General features: G+C 47.0%; 19 protein-coding genes. 11 read left to right on the forward strand and 8 right to left on the reverse strand.

The window, feature by feature from the left end; translation table 11 throughout:
- Positions 1–29 precede the first annotated feature (29 nt).
- The 5 genes from zwf to pgl all read left to right on the forward strand — a co-directional run bounded on the left by zwf (position 30) and on the right by pgl (position 6,144).
- Positions 30–1,478 carry a glucose-6-phosphate dehydrogenase gene (gene zwf, locus LPB140_RS05530; RefSeq protein ID WP_072558993.1) on the forward strand — a complete coding sequence of 483 codons (1,449 nt, stop codon included), beginning with the start codon at positions 30–32 and terminating at the stop codon, positions 1,476–1,478.
- A 53-nt stretch (positions 1,479–1,531) separates the two neighbouring features.
- Positions 1,532–2,482 carry a glucokinase gene (locus LPB140_RS05535; protein WP_072558994.1) on the forward strand — a complete coding sequence of 317 codons (951 nt, stop codon included), beginning with the start codon at positions 1,532–1,534 and terminating at the stop codon, positions 2,480–2,482.
- An 8-nt stretch (positions 2,483–2,490) separates the two neighbouring features.
- Positions 2,491–4,341 (forward strand): phosphogluconate dehydratase, encoded by a 1,851-nt coding sequence (edd, locus tag LPB140_RS05540; RefSeq protein WP_072558995.1) that lies wholly within the window; start codon positions 2,491–2,493, stop codon positions 4,339–4,341.
- 21 nt (positions 4,342–4,362) lie between these two features.
- A complete protein-coding gene (gene glk, locus LPB140_RS05545) occupies positions 4,363–5,364 on the forward strand; it encodes a glucokinase (protein ID WP_232223465.1) in 1,002 nt (333 codons plus the stop codon).
- A 78-nt stretch (positions 5,365–5,442) separates the two neighbouring features.
- Complete coding sequence (gene pgl / locus LPB140_RS05550) at positions 5,443–6,144, forward strand: 6-phosphogluconolactonase (protein WP_072558996.1); 702 nt, start codon at positions 5,443–5,445, stop codon at positions 6,142–6,144.
- An 18-nt stretch (positions 6,145–6,162) separates the two neighbouring features.
- On the opposite strand, the gene LPB140_RS05555 is transcribed toward pgl, so the two are convergent.
- Both LPB140_RS05555 and dksA read right to left on the reverse strand, forming a co-directional pair.
- Positions 6,163–6,555 carry a PilZ domain-containing protein gene (locus LPB140_RS05555; protein ID WP_232223466.1) on the reverse strand — a complete coding sequence of 131 codons (393 nt, stop codon included), beginning with the start codon at positions 6,553–6,555 and terminating at the stop codon, positions 6,163–6,165.
- Between the two features lie 188 nt (positions 6,556–6,743).
- Positions 6,744–7,193 carry an RNA polymerase-binding protein DksA gene (gene dksA / locus LPB140_RS05560; RefSeq protein WP_072558997.1) on the reverse strand — a complete coding sequence of 150 codons (450 nt, stop codon included), beginning with the start codon at positions 7,191–7,193 and terminating at the stop codon, positions 6,744–6,746.
- A gap of 389 nt (positions 7,194–7,582) precedes the next feature.
- Here dksA and LPB140_RS12330 point away from each other — a divergent pair, with 389 nt between their 5' ends.
- The 5 genes from LPB140_RS12330 to LPB140_RS05585 all read left to right on the forward strand — a co-directional run bounded on the left by LPB140_RS12330 (position 7,583) and on the right by LPB140_RS05585 (position 13,435).
- Positions 7,583–8,785: a hypothetical protein gene (locus tag LPB140_RS12330; protein ID WP_072558998.1), complete on the forward strand. Its 1,203-nt coding sequence runs from the start codon at positions 7,583–7,585 to the stop codon at positions 8,783–8,785.
- A 174-nt stretch (positions 8,786–8,959) separates the two neighbouring features.
- Entirely contained in the window at positions 8,960–10,240 is a 1,281-nt protein-coding gene (gene serS, locus LPB140_RS05570) for a serine--tRNA ligase (protein WP_072558999.1), read from the forward strand.
- 34 nt (positions 10,241–10,274) lie between these two features.
- The gene (surE, locus tag LPB140_RS05575; RefSeq protein WP_072560489.1) at positions 10,275–11,042 is read left to right on the forward strand and encodes a 5'/3'-nucleotidase SurE; all 768 of its coding nucleotides are present in this window, start codon (positions 10,275–10,277) and stop codon (positions 11,040–11,042) included.
- A gap of 198 nt (positions 11,043–11,240) precedes the next feature.
- Positions 11,241–12,341: a M23 family metallopeptidase gene (locus LPB140_RS05580; RefSeq protein ID WP_083550067.1), complete on the forward strand. Its 1,101-nt coding sequence runs from the start codon at positions 11,241–11,243 to the stop codon at positions 12,339–12,341.
- Positions 12,338–13,435 carry a potassium channel family protein gene (locus LPB140_RS05585; protein WP_072559000.1) on the forward strand — a complete coding sequence of 366 codons (1,098 nt, stop codon included), beginning with the start codon at positions 12,338–12,340 and terminating at the stop codon, positions 13,433–13,435. Before LPB140_RS05580 ends, LPB140_RS05585 begins: the two co-directional genes overlap by 4 nt.
- 32 nt (positions 13,436–13,467) lie before the next feature.
- Here LPB140_RS05585 and LPB140_RS05590 read toward each other — a convergent pair whose 3' ends face one another.
- Positions 13,468–13,869 (reverse strand): DUF1761 domain-containing protein, encoded by a 402-nt coding sequence (locus LPB140_RS05590; protein WP_072560493.1) that lies wholly within the window; start codon positions 13,867–13,869, stop codon positions 13,468–13,470.
- A gap of 103 nt (positions 13,870–13,972) precedes the next feature.
- Here LPB140_RS05590 and rimO point away from each other — a divergent pair, with 103 nt between their 5' ends.
- Positions 13,973–15,340: a 30S ribosomal protein S12 methylthiotransferase RimO gene (gene rimO, locus LPB140_RS05595; protein ID WP_072559001.1), complete on the forward strand. Its 1,368-nt coding sequence runs from the start codon at positions 13,973–13,975 to the stop codon at positions 15,338–15,340.
- A 42-nt stretch (positions 15,341–15,382) separates the two neighbouring features.
- On the opposite strand, the gene LPB140_RS05600 is transcribed toward rimO, so the two are convergent.
- The 5 genes from LPB140_RS05600 to LPB140_RS05620 form a co-directional block, all read right to left on the reverse strand.
- Positions 15,383–16,153 carry a metallophosphoesterase gene (locus LPB140_RS05600; protein ID WP_072559002.1) on the reverse strand — a complete coding sequence of 257 codons (771 nt, stop codon included), beginning with the start codon at positions 16,151–16,153 and terminating at the stop codon, positions 15,383–15,385.
- Positions 16,154–16,214: 61 nt separating this feature from the next.
- A complete protein-coding gene (locus LPB140_RS05605; RefSeq protein ID WP_072559003.1) occupies positions 16,215–17,378 on the reverse strand; it encodes a saccharopine dehydrogenase family protein in 1,164 nt (387 codons plus the stop codon).
- Between the two features lie 48 nt (positions 17,379–17,426).
- A complete protein-coding gene (gene dcd / locus LPB140_RS05610; RefSeq protein ID WP_072559004.1) occupies positions 17,427–17,981 on the reverse strand; it encodes a dCTP deaminase in 555 nt (184 codons plus the stop codon).
- A gap of 12 nt (positions 17,982–17,993) precedes the next feature.
- Positions 17,994–18,437, reverse strand: a complete 444-nt coding sequence (locus tag LPB140_RS05615) for a cytidine deaminase (RefSeq protein WP_072559005.1) — start codon at positions 18,435–18,437, stop codon at positions 17,994–17,996.
- Positions 18,434–19,114, reverse strand: a complete 681-nt coding sequence (locus tag LPB140_RS05620) for a GH25 family lysozyme (protein WP_072559006.1) — start codon at positions 19,112–19,114, stop codon at positions 18,434–18,436. The genes LPB140_RS05615 and LPB140_RS05620 overlap by 4 nt, the downstream gene beginning before the upstream one ends.
- Positions 19,115–19,123 lie beyond the last annotated feature (9 nt).

The following is a 19,123-nucleotide window of genomic DNA, read 5'->3' on the forward strand; positions in this document are numbered from 1 at the left end:
TATATTGGCCAAGATGAAAGAGCCTGAACATGGCGGCATTGCGCAGTTCCACATTATTACTTTTTGGTGCAACGGGGGATTTGTCCCGCCGGATGTTGTTGCCGTCGCTTTACGCTTTGCATGCCGATAATTTGGTCGGGGATGATTTGGTTATTTATGGCACCGCGCGAAGCGAGATGGATGATACAGAATTCCGCCAATTTACCAAGGATGCGCTTTGTGAATTTTTACCCGAAGACCGCAAAAATGAAGGGTTGATTGACAGTTTTCTGGAACGGATTTTTTACCAGACCCTTGATGCCTCAACCATTGATGGCTTTGACGATTTGGCGAAGAAAATTGGCGATATTTCTGGCGGGCTTTCGATATTTTTATCAACCGCGCCATTTTTGTTTGAACCCACGATAAATGGGTTAAAATCGGCGGGTCTTGCCGGCGATAATGTCAAAATTGGGCTTGAAAAACCATTGGGCACAGATTTTGAATCCAGCATGGTTATAAATGATGCGGTTGCCGCCGTATTTCCAGAGTGTCGCACTTTCCGTATCGACCATTATTTGGGCAAGGAAACAGTGCAAAATTTAATGGCGCTGCGTTTTGCCAATATGATGTTTGAACCATTGTGGAACAGCCATGCCATTGAACATGTTCAAATCACGGTAAGTGAAACCGTGGGTTTGGAGGGGCGTGCGGGATTTTATGATGATACTGGTGCTTTGCGCGATATGGTGCAAAACCATATGTTACAGCTGCTTGCCCTTATCGCGATGGAGCCGCCTGCAAGTTTCGATTCCACCGCCATAAGGGATGAGAAGGTAAAGGTGCTTCGTTCTTTACGTGTGCCAAATGATAACGATGTCGTAACTGGGCAATATGGCGATGGCGCGGTCGATGGACAGCCTGTAAAATCCTATGTTGACGATTTTGGCGGCTTGTCACGAACCGAAACATTTGTGGCGATTAAGGCATTTGTCGATAATTGGCGCTGGCAAGGTGTGCCATTTTATCTGCGCACGGGCAAAAGATTGTCCGAAAGGCGCAGCGAGATTGTTATCCAATTTAAACCTGTGGCGCATAATATTTTTAAGGATAAGGCAGGCAGCCTTGCCTCCAACCGCTTGATTATCAGGCTTCAGCCAGAAGAATATGTTCGTTTGCTGGTCATGGCGAAAGAACCCGGGCTTGACCGTGAGGGGATTACCCTGCGCGAAGTGCCGTTGGACCTTTCCTTAACCAAGGCATTTTCCCATATGCGTCGCCGCATTGCATATGAACGCTTGCTATTAGATTTAATCGAAGGGGATCAGACATTATTTGTCCGCCGTGATGAGGTGGAGGGGCAATGGCGTTGGATTGATGCGATACGCGCCATTTGGCAGCGCGATAAAAATATGCCCAAAAATTATGGTGCGGGCAGTTGGGGGCCAAGTGCGGCTATCGCCTTGACCGAAAGAGATGGCGTGAGTTGGAATGATTAAAAATTCGCTCCATCCTCCATTTGCAAAATCCCTGTCATTGAAAGAGCGATGAGATGACAAGAGATGCCAATTTAGCAAATTTTTATGATAAGCATTATGCCATTATTGATGTTGATGGCCCCCATATTAAAATCGGATTATGCCCACATGATGGGGCGCCGTCGGTTCATCAAATTAAAAGCTATTCGGCATTGGATTTTACAAGTTTAAATGAAGCATTGGTCAAATATGCCGAAGAAGTGGCAATTGATATTTCCAACCGCCATGCCGCCATATCGGTCAGCGGCCCTGTGACCGGCGATTTTATAAAAATTGCGCGCTGCCCATGGGCATTATCGGTTAACAGCATAAAAAAAATATTGGGCAAGGATTGTTTTTTTATCAATGATTCCATTGCCAAGGCATGGGCCGATGTGGACGCGCCAATACAGGCGCACCGGCCGATGGGTTCGGCAAAGGCACCAAATTTTAATGTGAGGGGCAGCTGGGCTGCGGTTAATTATGTGGATGGATTGGGCGCGGCTATAATGGTGAATGATGGCAAGAATAGGCTGCGTCATTCATCATCTGAAATTGGCCATGCGGCATTTTCCCCCTTTTGTGAAAAAGAGCAACAATTGCTCACTTTATTACAAAATAGCCCCCATCCGGTTAGCTGGGAACAGGCGATTACTTTAAATTATGATGATCCAATTTGGCAAAAAATTGTCGGAATATCCGGCTTAAACGCCAAAATGAACATAAAGGCGGGCATATTGGGCAGCTTTGTCGGGGATTTAATTTTGTCGCTTGGCGCATGGTCGGGCATTTTCCTTCATGGACATGCTGTAAAATTATTGACCATGCCCGAACAGGCCGATTTTTTTAATAGACGCGTCGAAAATAGAGCGAATTATCGCTCTCAATTAATGGCAACGCCCAGATGGTTAAACCGTTTGCCCAATGTTAATTTAATCGGCGCGGCCCAATTTTTACGTAACCAAATTGCAAATATTGAAAGCTGAGAATATTCATGACTGCCATGCATCCAATAGTCGCCAAGGTAACCGACCGCATCATTAAACGGTCAAGCGAAAGCCGCCAAGCATATCTTAACATGATTGACCGCGCCCGTGAAGCGGGGGTTAATCGGCCCTCCTTATCATGTGGTAATTTGGCCCATGGTTTTGCCGCCAGCGGTGATGATAAAACCGCGATACGCGGCGGTAAGGCGTTAAATATTGGTATCATCACAGCATATAATGATATGTTGTCGGCGCACCAACCCTATGGCCGATATCCCGAACAGATAAAGATTTTTGCCCGTGAAAAGGGCGCAACCGCACAGGTAGCGGGCGGCGTTCCTGCCATGTGTGACGGGGTGACGCAGGGGCAGGATAGTATGGAATTATCGCTGTTCAGCCGCGATGTCATTGCCATGTCGGCGGCCGTGGGGTTAAGCCATGGGATGTTTGAGGGCGCATTAATGCTTGGCCTTTGCGATAAAATTGTCCCCGGCCTTGTCATTGGGGCATTAAGATTTGGGCATTTGCCAACCATTTTCATTCCCGCAGGGCCGATGCCATCGGGTTTGGCGAATAGGGAAAAACAACGCATCCGCCAATTATATGCCGAGGGTAAGGTCGGCAGGGAAGAATTGTTAGAGGCAGAAAGCGCATCCTATCATGGGGCGGGCACATGCACATTTTATGGCACAGCGAACAGCAACCAAATGATGATGGAGATGATGGGCCTGCATATGCCAGGGGCCAGTTTCACCAATCCAGGATCAAAATTGCGTAGTGAATTAACCCGTTCGGCAGTGCATAGGATGACAGAGATTAGCTGGGAAAAGGATGGCGAGAGAAATGGGGATTATCGCCCCATTGGCCGGTGCATTGATGAAAAGGCGATTGTAAACGCCATTGTCGGTTTATTGGCAACGGGCGGTTCAACCAACCATGTGCTGCATATTCCCGCCATGGCGCGCGCGGCGGGCATAAATGTGAATTGGGATGATATTGATGAGCTGTCATCCACCGTGCCCATGTTGGCGCGGGTTTACCCCAATGGCGCGGGCGATGTGAATTATTTTGCCGCCGCAGGGGGCATGCCCTTTATCATTCGTGAATTGGTGGATGCGGGATTGGCGCATGATGATATTTTAACCGTTTATGGCGATGGGTTAAGGGCAGGGGCGAAAGAACCCATGATGCGTGATGATGTCCTTCATTGGGATGAAGCGCCAGAAAATAGCGGCGATGACAGCATTCTTCGTGGCGTCGACAATCCATTTAGCGCGGATGGCGGGATGCGATTGGTAAAGGGGAATTTGGGCCGCGCCACATTTAAAAATAGCGCGGTGGCACAGGATAGATGGACGATTGAGGCTCCGGCGGCCATTTTTGACAATCAACATGATGTTGTCGATGCGTTTAAGGCTGGGCAATTGGAACGTGACGTGGTGGTTGTGGTGCGTTTTCAAGGACCATGTGCCAATGGCATGCCCGAATTGCATAAGCTAACCACGCCATTGGGCGTGCTTCAAGAACGCGGGTTTCGGGTCGCATTGGTAACTGATGGCCGGATGTCCGGCGCATCGGGCAAAGTGCCGGCGGCCATTCATGTCAGCCCAGAGGCGGCATCGGGCGGGCCATTATCCAAATTGCGCGATGGCGATATGGTGCGTGTTTGCGCCAAGCATGGCATATTAGAAGCGTTGGTGGCTGATGATATTTGGGACGCACGCGACAATGCGCCAATGCCCGCGCCGCATGATACAGCCAATATGGGCACGGGGCGCGAAATATTTGAAATGATGCGCCGGTTTAGTGATGAAGCAGAAAAAGGCGGGTCTGCCATGTTGAATGTGGCTGGTTTATAATTTTAATTGGGGAATGATTAGGTGTCTGATAATATAAGAGAAATCGTCGTTGCGGATATTGGCGGGACGCATGCCCGCTTTGCAATTGCCACCATTGGCGGCGATGAGCCCATTAAATTGGGCCAGATTGTTACATTAAAATGTTCCAATTTTGCCAGTTTGCAAACCGCATGGCATAGTTTTGGTGAACAAATTGGCCGTGAATTGCCGCGCGCGGCGGCCATTGCATTGGCCACGCCGATAAAGGGCGATGTGTTAAAAATGACCAATAATCCATGGGTCATTCGGCCTGCCTTGGTCAAAGAGAAATTGGATGTTGATCAATTTATTTTGGTAAATGATTTTGGCGCCATTGGCCATGCGGTGCAACATGTCAGCGCCGATGATTTAACCCATTTATGTGGGCCGCAAAAAAACATGCCCGGCGATGGTATCGTTACCATTGTTGGGCCGGGCACGGGTTTGGGTGTTTCCATGTTGCTGCGCCTTGGTGAAAATAATGATTACCGCGTGGTGGAGACAGAGGCTGGGCATATTGATTTTGCGCCGCTTGATTCAATTGAGGATTTCATTTTAGCCCGCCTGCGTAAAGATTTTACCCGTGTGTCGGTGGAGCGGGTGGTTTCTGGTCCGGCGATTGTGACCATATATAATGCATTGGCAGCATTGGAAAATAGGGCGGTGGCCGAAAGAAGTGATGTGGAAATATGGTCCGCGGCACTGGATGGCAATGATGAATTGGCAGAGGCGGCGTTGGACCGTTTTTGCATGTGCCTTGGCGCAGTGGCGGGCGATTTTGCACTGGTTCATGGCGCGTCAAATGTTGTGATTGCCGGGGGGTTGGGCCACCGTATTGCGCATAAATTAAAACAATCGGGTTTTGTCGAACGTTTCCATGCCAAGGGACGGTTTAAGGCGTTGATGGAAAATATATCGGTTGATATTATTTCACATCCACAGCCCGGTTTATTGGGCTGTGCTGCGGCATTTCAAAAAAAATATCCAAGCACAGGGCGCAAATAAAATTTATTGGCATGTTGGCAAAATATAAAGCCGCCTTTATAACGCCTCCAATATATAATATTTTTTTGGAAGTAATTTATGACAGAGATTGAATGGTGGGAATTTGAAGATAAGAAAGAATTTGTCGGCGCGATTGCAGGTGACATCAGCTTCATTATCGAAAGTGCATTGGATGCGCGGGGACAGGCCCTTGTCGCTTTTCCCGGCGGTTCGACCCCTATTCCGGTTTATGAGGCATTGGCTGCGTCCAATATTCGGTGGAAAAATGTTACCATCATTCCAACCGATGAACGATTGGTCGCGGTGGACAATCCATTGTCCAATATTGCCAAAATCGCCAAAATATTCCTGCCGCTGGGCGCACGGGTTTTACCATTGAACAGCGATGCAGAGGATTATCATTTGGCAGGTAATGCTGCCAATGCCCGTTTGATGGATTTACATTGGCCGCTCGATTTATGCTGGCTGGGCATGGGTGAAGATGGACATTTTGCCTCTATCTTTCCAGGCCCCGATATGGAGGCGGCGTTAAATGGCGATGCGGCGCAGCGTGCCATTGGTGTGCGGCCTGACCCTATGCCCAAGGGTGTGGAAGTCGATCGTGTAACATTGACGGCATCGGCAATATGTGAAGCAAGAACATGTTTGTTAAGCATTTCGGGCGCGGCGAAACGGTCATTATTGGAAGAGGCAATAGAGGCTGGTTCTAAATCCGATAGGCCGATTGGGCAGCTTTTCTCGAAATTAAAAGTGCCCGTTGATATTTATCATTTGGATTAAAATTTCGGTGGGCTGTTCTCAGCGCCTTGTTATACCATTTGATTTTTGTGTGATACGGCGCAAATAATCAGGAATGTCTGAATTATTTTCGGCAACCGAATGGCGGGTTAATTTGGGATCAATTTGATAATCAAATGAAATCCCAACCCGTCCTTCGGCAACCCAAGCAATTTTGCCTGGAACAACGCCAATATTGCGCAATTCAATTTCAATCATTTCGCCGCGCGCTGCCTGAATTGGCGCTTCGGCCATCATGCCGCCTTCTGAAATATTGCGTACACGGATAATACCCTCGCTCCCGCCATTAACGAAACGCAGTTTCGCCTGCAGGAACATGCTATCACGTCCTGAAACCCTTTGACCAGCTGGAATTGTACTTGCGCCGCCAAAATTTGGTTTTTCTGGAATCACTGTTAACTACCTTATATGAACAAATTTTATGTTATCTGTTCGTTCTTATAAGGAGATATCGTAGCTAAATAGTTAACATTTGGGGCGAAGCACCCATATTTTTTAAGAAATTTTACATTTTGTTTTTGGCCGCATATTACAGCCGTACATAACGTTCATTTAATGAATAAATAGCAGCAAATTATATATTAATTGTCGCGTGAAATACGCTCACGCCGTTCATGTTTTTCCTGTGCCTCCAATGTCATTGTGGCAATGGGGCGCGCCTTTAATCGGGCCAGAGAAATTGGCTCACCAGTGACCACACAATATCCAAATTCGCCATTTTCAATCCGGCGAAGGGCGGCATCAATTTTTGCCACCAATTTACGTTGGCGATCACGGGTACGCAGTTCCAAACCCCAATCACTCTCGCTTGATGCGCGGTCGTTTAAATCGGCCTCTTTAATCGGGCCAACCTGTAATTGGGACAGGGTTTCTTTTGATTCGTTTAATAATTCTGTGCGCCATAAATTTAATTTATGCGCAAAAAAGGCAAGCTGCCTTTCATTCATAAATGGCTCATCTGGATGGGGGCTATACTCATCATCTAACACATAATTATTTGTATTAACGTTGCTTTTATCAGCAGAATTCATATGCTTTGAGCCTCTCCAGCATTACTATTTGTCCTAAAAAGGAAATAAGACGCCAATTTGATGTTGGTCCTATAAACATAGTAAACTATGCGCACAAGCTGTAATTGGTAATGATTCAAATAGTCGCAATAGCATGAGGGTGATTATTGAAATTTATCTGGCGATTTTTCACTTTATCGAAAGATTTGGGCTTTATGAAGTCTCACATCGGGACAGTTTTTAAAAACTAACGTCCCATATAGTCTAAAATTTCAATTTGAGACAAAAATGAAGGTTAATTTGGTTGCCGTTTTCTTAACCTTGTGGCTTGGTTAAGCCCTGTTCTGACGAAGGCGAAAATTATAAATGCCTGTTTTTATTGGTCAGGCAAAGGAAATGAGGCGAATATTATGTCAGTAAAAATGGCTCTTGCGAAATTATGTGCTTGCACCTGTGGCGGCGCGTTAATTGGTGGCGGTGCGGTGCATATGAATGATGCACCTGCGCAGGTTCAAAAAATTAGCTATGCGAAGAAAAAGGTAAAGGCCCGTAAAATTGCGCGCGGCGCACCTGTTCGTAAGGCGAAACGTGTGCGTTTGGTAAAAAGAACCACAACAACAACCGCAAGTTGTAAGCCCACCATCATTCGGGTGGCAAGTCAGGCTGCTGCGCCTGGGCCAATTGCATTGCCTCCCATTCCCTTGCCGCAACCCTATCCACGGCCAGAGGGCCGCGCCGATCTTAGCGGCGGTGGCTCTATTCCTGTCGTCATTGGCGGTTCAGGCGGATATGCCGGCGGCGGCGGCGGTTTCTTTGGCGGATTTTTCGGCGGTAGCAGCGGCGGCGGCGGCACAGTGGTTATTTCCTCTACTTCTTCGTCAACTGGCGGGATTAGCAGCTCTACCTCTTCCGGCGGTGTTTCTTCCACTGGCGGAATTAGCAGCTCTACTTCTTCGGGCAGTGTTTCTTCAACCGGTGGGATTAGCAGCTCTACTTCTTCAGGCTCTATCAGCTCATCAACGGGCGGCGTGAGCAGCTCTACTTCAACTGGCGGTGTTTCTTCGTCAACGGGCGGCGTATCATCTTCCACAGGCGGTGTAAGCAGCTCTACGGGCGGCGTGTCATCTTCAACTGGCGGCGTGTCATCTTCAACTGGCGGCGTGAGCAGCTCAAGCGGAAATGTGTCATCGTCTAGCGGAAATGTTTCCTCATCAACGGGTGGCGTGAGCAGCTCTAGCGGTAATGTATCATCGTCCAGCAGCTCATCTAGCTCGTCAAGCTCATCAAGCTCTAGCTCGTCAAGTTCATCAAGCTCTGGCGGCATGACGTCAAGCGGCATGACATCAAGCGGCAGCAGCGGTTCGTCATCATCGTCAAGCAGCAGCTCATCATCGTCAAGTGGCGGTAGCTCCACTGGCGGCAGTTCTACTGGCGGCAGCAGCTCAAGCAGCTCTTCATCAAGCAGCAGCTCATCATCCAGCTCTTCGGGTGGATCAAGCGGCGGTTCAAATGGCGGAACTGATGTTCCTGCGCCGCCAATGGTGTTGTTATTTGGCGCGGCCGCAGCGGCATTATTTGCCCGCCGCCGCAAGGTGCAGCACGAGGCAAAATAAGCTATAATATAAATTTCAGGGGGGAGAGAAGGGCGGTCCATCGGGTCGCCCTTTTTTATTCCTTTATACATATCAGGCAATAGGTCATATTTACATGACGAAAATTGCGGTAATTTTTACCATTTCAAATAATGAACTTGCGAAAAATATGCCAAAACGGCATAGCCCATCATTATGCATGATATAAATATAATTAGAGATAATCCGTCCCAATTTGATGCCGAATTGGCACGCCGGGGTGCAGAGCCAATTGCCGATAAAATATTGGAAATTGATCAAAAGCTTCGCGCCTTAAAGGTGCAAGTTCAAGAAATGCAGGCCAAGCGCAATGATGCGTCAAAACAAATTGGCGCGGCAATGGGCAAGGGTGATAAGGATCTGGCCGAGGCATTAAAGGCAGAAGTGGGTGAGATTAAAAATAAGCTGCCCGAATTAGAGGTCCAAGAGGGGGAGCTGAGCAGTCAGTTAAAATCCATCATGGCAGCATTGCCGAACCTGCCCGCGCAAGATGTCCCCAATGGCAGTGATGAGGCGGATAATCAGGAACTTTACCGTTGGGGTGATTTACCGTCATTTGATTTTGAACCGCGCGACCATGCCGATATTGGCCCTGCATTGGGCCTTGATTTTGAAACTGGTGCGCTGCTTTCGGGTGCGCGTTTCACCTTTATGCGCGGGGCGATGGCGCGGCTTAACCGTGCATTGGGTCAATATATGCTTGATCACCAAACGGAGCAATTTGGCTATGGCGAATGCGCCACGCCCTATATGGTTCGTGATGAGGCATTATTTGGCACCGGACAATTGCCAAAATTTGGCGAAGATTCATTTCAAACCACCGATGGCCGTTGGTTAATTCCCACTGCGGAGGTTTCATTAACCAATAGTGTGCGGGAACAAATTTTGGATGTGGAACAGCTTCCCATTCGCATTACCGCGCTGACCCCCTGTTTTCGTAGCGAGGCCGGATCTGCTGGCCGTGATACCAAAGGATTGATTAGGCAGCATCAATTTGAAAAGGTTGAATTGGTCAGCATAACCACGCCAGAACAAAGCGAGGATGAGCATGAGCGCATGACTGGTGCAGCGGAATCGGTATTACAGGCATTAAAATTACCCTATCGCAAAATGCTATTATGCACCGGTGATATGGGCGCAACCGCGCGCAAAACATATGATTTAGAGGTTTGGTTGCCGGGACAGGGGCAATATCGGGAAATTTCAAGCTGTTCCAATTGCGGCGATTTTCAGGGGCGCCGGATGAACAGCCGTTATCGCCCCGTGGGCGAAAAATCGACTAAATTTGTGCATACATTAAATGGGTCTGGTTTGGCAGTTGGGCGCACATTGGTGGCGGTGATTGAAAATTATCAACAGGCCGATGGCAGTGTCATGATTCCCGAAATATTACTGCCATATATGGGCGGTATCACCCGTTTAGAGCCAGCCGCTTAATTTTATAGACCCAATATAAACAGAAAGAATGACGATGCGGATTATGTTGACCAATGATGATGGCATAAATGCACCAGGCCTTGCCATTTTGGAAAAAATTGCAGCGCAGCTTTCCGATGATATTTGGGTCATTGCACCAGCAGAGGAGAATAGCGGCGCAGGGCATAGCCTGACCCTGACCCGCCCCATTCGTATCCGCAAACATGGTGAAAAAAGATTTTCGGTTACCGGAACGCCCACCGACAGCGTGATGTTAGGATTGGGCAAGATAATGGAGGATTTCCGACCTGATTTAATTTTATCTGGGGTTAATCGCGGGGCCAATTTGGGCGATGATATTACATATTCCGGCACAGTCGCCGCCGCGATGGAAGGAACATTGGCGGGCGTGCGATCAATTGCGCTTAGCCAGGTTTATTCAAAGGAAAGCATTGGCGATGGGGTGTCATTTGATGCTGCGCTGCGGTTCGGAGCGGATGTGGTGAAAAAAATCATCACCCATAAATTTCCGGATCGGACCTTGGTCAATGTTAATTTTCCGCCGCTTTCACCCGATGAAGTAAAGGGCGTCAAGGTGGTACGGCAAGGCTTTCATGATTATGGACGCGCAGCAATTGTGCCGGGGCGTGATCCACGCGGATTTGATTATTATTGGTTTGGCCTGCACGGGATGGAACATTCGCCCGATCATAATACAGATTTAGAGGCGATTGACGATGGCTATATTTCGGTCACGCCATTGCAATTGGATTTGACGCATAATGACTCGCTTGACGCATTGTCAAAGGCTTTTCAGGGTTAATGCTTTTCAGTGTTAAGCATTTAATGTGTTAAGCATTTAATTAAGCGATGGCATTAAGCAAAATATAATTTATTTTACGTCAAAAAGCCGGATTTTATTTGGCGCAAAGTAAAATATTGCAAATATTCTCGATAAATATTGGTGAAACTGCTAAACCTATGTTGAATAGGCATTATCATTTATGCAGGGGGTAAAATATTGTTTGCCAATATAAAAAATCGCAGCTCTTTTCTGTTATGTTTATCGGCGGGTATTTTAACATTGCCGGGATGTATTCCCATGGGAAAGGGGGATTCGCGCATCCCTGCACCTTCTTCTCAAAATAAGGGTGCGGGCAATACCGCCCCCATATTAAAAACAGAAGAAATCTATGAACGGCCAGATTTGGGCGCATCGGTGCAGCCCAATTTTAATCCCAATCAAGTGAATAAAAATGCAAAAATAGTTCCCGCCTCTATTTATATCGTGCAGGCGGGAGACGGCCTATATGCCGTGGAGGCAAAGACCGGCGCATCATTTGCCGATATTGCCGCCGCCAATGATTTAACCATGCCATATATTTTGAAAATTGGCCAAAGGCTGCAAATCCCTGCGGGCACTTATCACCGCGTAAATAGCGGCGAAACCGGCATTGCCATTGCGCGGGCATATGGGGTGAAATGGGCCGACATTGTGGCGATGAATAATTTGCAAGAACCATTTTCACTGCGTATTGGGCAAAGATTAAAATTGCCAAATATGGCCGCATTGGGGAATGGGAATTCAGATGATTTAAGCCCCGAACAACGCGCCAATGCATTTAATATAAATATTGATGATATTGTTACAGGCGGCGAGGCGGCCAGCGTTGATTATGAACCCTCCACGCCCAAAAATAATGTGTCATTGGCCACGCCCGTTGCAAAACCGGCCAGCTTCACTGGTTTATTTACATGGCCGTTAAGGGGTGAATTATTGGCCAGTTTCGGCAGCAAGGGCGGCGGTAAAGTCAATGATGGCATAAATATTGGCGCAGCTGCGGGTACAAAAATCGCCGTCGCCGCGCCCGGCACAGTTGTATATGCGGGAAATGAAATTGCCGTATTTGGCGGGCTTGTCCTTGTGGATCATGGGTCGGGTTATGTCACCGCCTATGGCCATTTGGGCCAAATTTCGGTAAATAGGGGCGATCGTTTATCCGCCGGAGATATATTGGGCAATGTTGGTTCAACCGGATATGTTGGCGCGCCGCAATTGCATTTTGAAATTCGTAAAGATAGAGTGCCAATTGACCCAATTGGAAAATTGCCAAAAATATGAAGAATAACTCCAATATTTATAGTGAATATGCCACGTTAAGGCGCAAATCGGGTTTGCCCATTTGGGCCGATATTTTGATGCGTGTTTTATTTGTTCTTTCATTGGTTGGCATGGCAGTTGCCGTGCATTGGTTCGATAGGGAGGGGCTGCGCGACACATATGACGGTGATGTCAGCTTTTTGGATGTTATTTATTTCACAATGATATCCATCACCACAACCGGATATGGGGATATTGCCCCGGTTACCGAACGGGCGCGGATGTTTGACGCATTGGTCGTGACCCCAATTCGGGTTTTTGTAGTTTTAATATTTTTGGGCACGGCGTATAATTTCGTGCTGAAACGAACATGGGATAAATGGCGCATGAAATTACATCAAAAATCGCTTCGCAATCATATTGTTGTTTTGGGATATGGGGTCAGCGGGTCCGAAGCGGTGAAAGAGTTGATTGCACGCGGGCAAAATCCGGGTGACATTGTGGTTATTGACACCAATGATGCATCATTGGCCAAGGCAGAGGCAGTTGGGTGTTTTGTTTTAAATGCCGATGCATCCAATGATGATACTTTGGTCAATGTAAATATTGATAAGGCGGCAACGGCAATTGTTTCTGCGGGCCGTGATGACACGTCAATCTTAATCGTTTTGACCATCAGGCATTTAAATCCAGATATGCCCATTTCAGTGGTTATCCGTTCGACCGATAATGAATTATTGGCACGTCAGGCGGGGGCAAATAATGTCATCAATCCTGTAAATTTTGCGGGCTTATTATTGGCGGGATCTTGCCATGGGCTGCATATTTCGGATTATATTTCCGATCTTGCCTCTGTTTCGGGCAAGGTGATGTTGTCTGAACGCAGCGTCAAACCAGAAGAAGTGGGCAGGCCGCTTCGCGGGCTTTCCTCCGGCGTTGGGGTGCGTTTATACCGCGATAATAAAGCATATGGTTATTGGGAAGAACCGGCACAAAATATGATGGACGGCGATATGATAGTTGAAATCATACCCAGCTTGCTTGACGAAAAAAATGGGGTTTCGGATCAGCCAAAAAATCGTCGCTGGCCGTGGTTAAAGGAAAAAAAGGCTTAAACCCTATTATTTAAGCCTTTCATGTTGATTATTTAACTGCCGAAAAGATAGAATATCGCGCCCATGGCAGCATAAAAGCACATCCAATATCCTGCATCGATTAGAAATAATTTTAGCGATTTTTGGCTGAATAAATAATTTGTGCCAATGGCTGTGCCCACAAATGCCGCGCCAATGCCGGTTGAAATCATCATGGTGCGGGTGAAATCTGGATTAAAATGTGCCAGCATATGGCCCAGAAAAAATGCAGAAATTAAGGATAGCAAAAATACGCTGCCATATAATTTGGCCATATTTGTTTCTTTAATGCTATCTTCGGTAAAGCCATGTTCGGCCATCCATGTCTTGCCAAAAATTGGCCCATACCACAGGCCGCCGACCATAAATCCGCTTAATGCAGCAACAAAAATTGCTAAGAAATTTGCATTTGCCATATATATTCTCCCCCTTAATATTCCAATTATATCGTAAATATGCACGTTGAACAAATTTTTCGTGCGTGACTCCGCGCCATAAATGGAATAATGCCCGCGCATCATGGTCAAACAGATTGAACAAGCGCCCAAAATAGGCATGGTGTCCCTCGGCTGTCCCAAGGCATTGGTTGATAGCGAAAGGATTTTAACCAAATTACGCTCTGACGGTTATTCACTGTCGGCGGATTATGCGGGTGCGGATGTCGTATTGGTCAATACTTGCGGATTTTTAGATAGCGCAAAAGAAGAAAGCCTAGACGCCATTGGCGACGCGATGGCCGAAAATGGCCGAGTGATAGTCACGGGATGCATGGGTAATGAGGCAGATCTTATCCGCAGCAAATATCCCGATATTTTGGCGATTACGGGCGCGGCCCAATATGAAGATGTGGTCAATGCCGTGCATGACGCCGCACCGCCCGCGCGTGGTGCATTTATTGATTTGGTGCCAGAAGGCGGTTTGAAATTAACCCCGCGCCATTATAGCTATTTAAAAATTTCCGAAGGATGCAATCACCGCTGTGCATTTTGCATCATTCCTTCATTACGCGGTGATTTGGTGTCGCGCCGAATTGATGCAGTATTGCGTGAGGGTGAAAAGTTGCTTGCCGCCGGAACAAAAGAATTATTGGTGATTAGTCAGGATACATCGGCCTATGGTGTGGATGTGCGCCATGAAAGTCGCCAGTGGAAGGGGCAGGATGTTCGCACCCATATGACCGACCTTGCCGCGCAATTGGGGCAATTACGCACAATTGATGGACAGCAGCCATGGGTGCGCCTGCACTATGTTTATCCATATCCGCATGTTGATCATGTCATCCCGTTAATGGCCGATGGATTGTTGACGCCATATTTGGACATTCCCTTTCAACATGCCGCCCCGTCGGTGTTGAAATTGATGAAGCGTCCGGCAAATGAAGCAAAGGTGCTGCAACGCATTCATAATTGGCGCGATATTTGCCCCGACATAACCATCCGTTCAACCTTTGTCGTTGGCTTTCCTGGCGAAACAGAGGAAGATTTTCAATATTTATTGGATTGGTTGGATGAAGCACAATTGGACCGTGTGGGTGCATTCCGTTTTGAACCTGTTGAAGGGGCGGCGGCCAATGCCTTGCCAAATCCTGTGCCCGAAGAGGTAAAGGAAGAACGTTACGCCCGTATCATGGAAAAAACTGCCGCGATTAGCGCGGCAAAATTACAGGCAAAAATTGGCCGCACTTTACAGGTCATCATTGATGATATTGGCGATGCGGACGAAGATGGCATGCGCGGCGCAACCGCACGGTCACAGGCGGATGCACCGGAAATTGACGGTAATGTGCTGCTGCGTGATGTGCCCGACCATGTGAAAATTGGTGATTTTGCGATGGTTGAAATTGAGGATGCGGACGAGCATGATTTATATGGGGTGATTGAAGGATAATCGCCCACTGCCTGTTATGTGTTGAGATTTTATAAAGGGCATTTATTTGCCGGTTTGTAAATAATGGCTGGTGCTGCCTTCCAACACAATTGCGGTTAATATCCCGCTTTTATACGCGCCGGTATCAATGCCGATACGCGCATGGCCTTCCTCCACATCATCATAAATTGTGTGGCCATAGATTATTTTTTTCTCATAATTCCCCTGATATGACAGGAAATCCTCCCTTATCCATCTAAGGTCGCTTGTTTTTTGGTCCTGTAACGGCCTATCTTCACGCACACCTGCATGGACAAAGGCATAATCGCCAATGACAATCATATCCTCGAAATTTTCCATAAATATAATATGTTCTTCGGGGATTAGGGTTTTGATACGGTCGGCCAGTTCCTCATAATCAAGGGACATGAATTCGGCCTTGCTAATCGGATAGGAAAGCAGCGTCTCCTTCCCCCCAATACGCAAGAAAAAACGCAATGTCTTTGCATCACCCTTGCGATATGCTTTGACAAAAACTTCCTCATGATTACCCGCAATGAAGCGCGCATTTTTTTCAGATTTTTGCAGGTTTATACAAGTATCAATAACATCGGCGCTGCTATCGCCCCTGTCCACCAAATCACCCAAAAAAATAATATGATGCTGTAAATTTGGCGCGGATGCCATATCCTGTTTAATCATATCCAATAATATGACTAATAAATCATTGCGGCCATGAATATCGCCAATGGCATAAACGCGCATGCCATCGGGTATAGAGGCGGGAACAACCGTTTTTTCAGTTTTAAGCGATTTTAGAAGACGACCAAACATGGCCGTCCTCTATTATTATTTTTGCAAAATGACAAGTTGCATCATTTTGTGCATGCGGGATTTAAGATTCCACCGTGAAAGTCAATCCTGCATTTGCCTGCAATAAATCAATTAAAGCTTGGCCCAATGCGGCGGCTGGCGTCCAAATGCCGCCCTTTGTATCGCTGCTTAATAATGCAATGGCGGCTTCGCTAATCATTTTGCTGGTCGAACCATAGCCGGGGTCTTTGTCACCCTTTACACCCACACTATGCGTGGTGCCATTTGGATATTCGGCGAAAAATAAAATGTCATAAAATCCATTTTCGCGTTCTTCCTTGCTGGGGCCTTCGCCCGGTTTAGGGTCATTTTCCGTGCCCATAGTCGGGGTTTTTGCCATATGATTGGCAATTTTTTCACCCTGTTCACCATCGCCGGTCAACACCATTTCATCATAAACAAAATCGGTGCCATAATCATGGTCAAGCAGGAAATTAGTGCGGTGGACATTTTTGGTGTTTATCGCGGCCATTATGAACGGCGCGTTCCAACTTTTCAAAACATCATCATAAATGGGTTTATTACCCGCGGGCTGTGCCGGACCATCAAATCCCGGGGCAAGTGACAATGCGTTTGTTAAATAAGAAACCAGAACGGGATCTTTGGCGGCGGCGGCCATTGTTGCCTTTAAGCTGGCGGCAGTGCCCCCTGAAAAAGTGCCCTGCATGGCGCGAACGCGGCCCTTAATACGCGGGGCTGGCTTTCCTTCTACCGATTTGCAATGTTCCTGAAGCATATAAACCCCCAAATCAAAGGGGATGGAATCAAAGCCGCATGAAAAGACAATACGTGCACCCGATTTCTGGGCCGTTTCCAAATGCGTATCAATTTTTTGACGCATCCAGCCTGGCTCGCCGCTTAAATCTACATAATCGGTGCCATGCGCTGCGCAGGCGGCAACCAATTCATTGCCATAAAGCTGATATGGGCCAACGGTGGTTATGATGACGCGCGCGCGTTTGACCATGGCGTCTAATGATGCTGCATCCGATGCATCGGCCACCACAAATGGTGTGTCGGCGGGCGCACCAATTTCGTCGCGCACCTCGGCCAATTTTGTTTCGCTACGGCCAGCCATCGCCCATGAAAAACCGCCTGTTTTCGACCTATTGATTAAATATTCTGCGACCAATCTTCCGGTATATCCGGTCGCGCCATATATAATGATGTCAAATTCGCGGCTCATATTCATCTCCAAAAAAAGTTTGTTTTAATTGATTGATTAAAACATAGACTAAATTTTGGGTAAGGTCACGCCCCTTTGTCCCATATATTTTCCTGCGCGGTCGGCATAGCTGGTTTCGCAACGTTCATTGCCCTTTAGGAATAAAAATTGGCATGCCCCTTCATTGGCATAAATTTTGGCCGGCAAGGGGGTGGTGTTGGAAAATTCCAATGTTACATGCCCCTCCCAACCTGGTTCAAGTGGGGTAACATTGACGATAATGCCGCACCGTGCATAGGTGGATTTACCCAAACAAATGACCAATACATCATCGGGCACACGGAAATATTCAACCGTGCGGGCAAGGGCAAAGCTGTTCGGGGGAATGATGCAAACATCGGTTTTGCGGTCAACAAAGCTGTCAGGGTCAAATGATTTTGGATCAACAATGGCGCCATTTACATTGGTAAAAATCTTAAACTCATCGGCCACCCGCGCATCATAACCATAGGATGATAAACCATAGGATATGCAATCTTCGCGCCTTTGCGCCTCCACAAATGGTTCAATCATTTGCCGTTCTTGCGCCTGTGTGCGTATCCATTTGTCGCTTAAAATTGACATGAAAAATTCCTATTATTTAAGGTTATTTGGACCAAATGCCCGTGGCAAAAGCTGTGATAATGTGAAATATTCGTTATTTTGTGCGCCAATGCAAATCACATCAATATCATAATTTGATAAATCGGCCGCTTCTTTAATCATTTGGCGGCATCGCCCGCATGGGGTGACGGCGTCATCGCTTAACATCATTTCGCCATCGGCATTTATTAAACCGCCAATGACGGCAATCGCCGAAACATTTGATAATTGTCCATTATTGGCCGCCACTGATAAAGCCACAGTTTCCGCGCATAGGGTCAGGCCATAGCTGGCATTTTCGACATTTGCGCCGGTGATAATATCACCATTTTTCAATAAAATTGACGCGCCGACATGAAAATTTGAATAGGGCGCATAGGCATTTTTCGCTGCATTTTTCGCAGCAATGATAAGCTGATTTTGTTGTTCATCATTCATTTTAACAGCGTCCATTTCACCGGTTCATCAATACCATCAACCTCTGCATATGCATTGGCTGTCCATAATGTCCATGATTTTGGCGTATAATTGGGCAAAAACCAGAAACTATCCACCCATAAATCACGATTAACCGATTGGCTGATTTGATATTCATTTTCGAAATCTTTGGAAATATATAATAATGCCGATCGGTCCAAATGGGTTTCAACCTGTCCCAAAAAAGTGGAAATTTCTGAAAGCAGTAATGAACGGTCAGGGCGCGAGCTGCATTTTTCATCAAAATCAAGGAAGATTGCAGGGGGCAGGGCATGTTCATCGCGCGGCACGGTGGTGATGAACATTGTCGCTTGGTCGCTGGCCAAATGGCATAAATCAAAATGATGCACCACGCCATATCGAATGCCAGATGATTTAACGCCCTTTAAATTATAATCAAAACTTTTATCCTTATGGTCGCTGCCCCAGCTTGCTGAAATATAGGCAAAATCCACATTTTGTGTTGCGACCTCTGGCCAATTTGGCGTGCCATTTATTTCCGAAATGGCAATTCCTTGCACCGGATAAGTTATTTTGTCCGGTGTCCATGATGATATGGCAAATTTGCTGCCATAAAAAATAATGGCGCAAAAAAGTACGATAAATACCGTATATTTAATGATTTTTTTGCCTGTCATGGCCCCTAT

It is taken from the genome of Sphingorhabdus lutea, from assembly GCF_001889025.1.
Classification (GTDB): Bacteria; Pseudomonadota; Alphaproteobacteria; order Sphingomonadales; family Sphingomonadaceae; genus Sphingorhabdus_B; species Sphingorhabdus_B lutea.

Coding starts and splice junctions, on each gene's coding strand:
- edd (WP_072558995.1), top strand. CDS start 2,491: ATGACTGCCATGCATCCAATAGTCGCCAAGGTAACCGACCGCATCATT.
- LPB140_RS05600 (WP_072559002.1), bottom strand. CDS start 16,153: ATGTTTGGTCGTCTTCTAAAATCGCTTAAAACTGAAAAAACGGTTGTT.
- pgl (WP_072558996.1), top strand. CDS start 5,443: ATGACAGAGATTGAATGGTGGGAATTTGAAGATAAGAAAGAATTTGTC.
- LPB140_RS05615 (WP_072559005.1), bottom strand. CDS start 18,437: ATGAATGATGAACAACAAAATCAGCTTATCATTGCTGCGAAAAATGCA.
- dcd (WP_072559004.1), bottom strand. CDS start 17,981: ATGTCAATTTTAAGCGACAAATGGATACGCACACAGGCGCAAGAACGG.
- rimO (WP_072559001.1), top strand. CDS start 13,973: ATGGTCAAACAGATTGAACAAGCGCCCAAAATAGGCATGGTGTCCCTC.
- LPB140_RS05590 (WP_072560493.1), bottom strand. CDS start 13,869: ATGGCAAATGCAAATTTCTTAGCAATTTTTGTTGCTGCATTAAGCGGA.
- dksA (WP_072558997.1), bottom strand. CDS start 7,193: ATGAATTCTGCTGATAAAAGCAACGTTAATACAAATAATTATGTGTTA.
- serS (WP_072558999.1), top strand. CDS start 8,960: ATGCATGATATAAATATAATTAGAGATAATCCGTCCCAATTTGATGCC.
- LPB140_RS05585 (WP_072559000.1), top strand. CDS start 12,338: ATGAAGAATAACTCCAATATTTATAGTGAATATGCCACGTTAAGGCGC.
- LPB140_RS05620 (WP_072559006.1), bottom strand. CDS start 19,114: ATGACAGGCAAAAAAATCATTAAATATACGGTATTTATCGTACTTTTT.
- LPB140_RS05535 (WP_072558994.1), top strand. CDS start 1,532: ATGACAAGAGATGCCAATTTAGCAAATTTTTATGATAAGCATTATGCC.
- LPB140_RS12330 (WP_072558998.1), top strand. CDS start 7,583: ATGTCAGTAAAAATGGCTCTTGCGAAATTATGTGCTTGCACCTGTGGC.
- LPB140_RS05605 (WP_072559003.1), bottom strand. CDS start 17,378: ATGAGCCGCGAATTTGACATCATTATATATGGCGCGACCGGATATACC.
- surE (WP_072560489.1), top strand. CDS start 10,275: ATGCGGATTATGTTGACCAATGATGATGGCATAAATGCACCAGGCCTT.
- zwf (WP_072558993.1), top strand. CDS start 30: ATGGCGGCATTGCGCAGTTCCACATTATTACTTTTTGGTGCAACGGGG.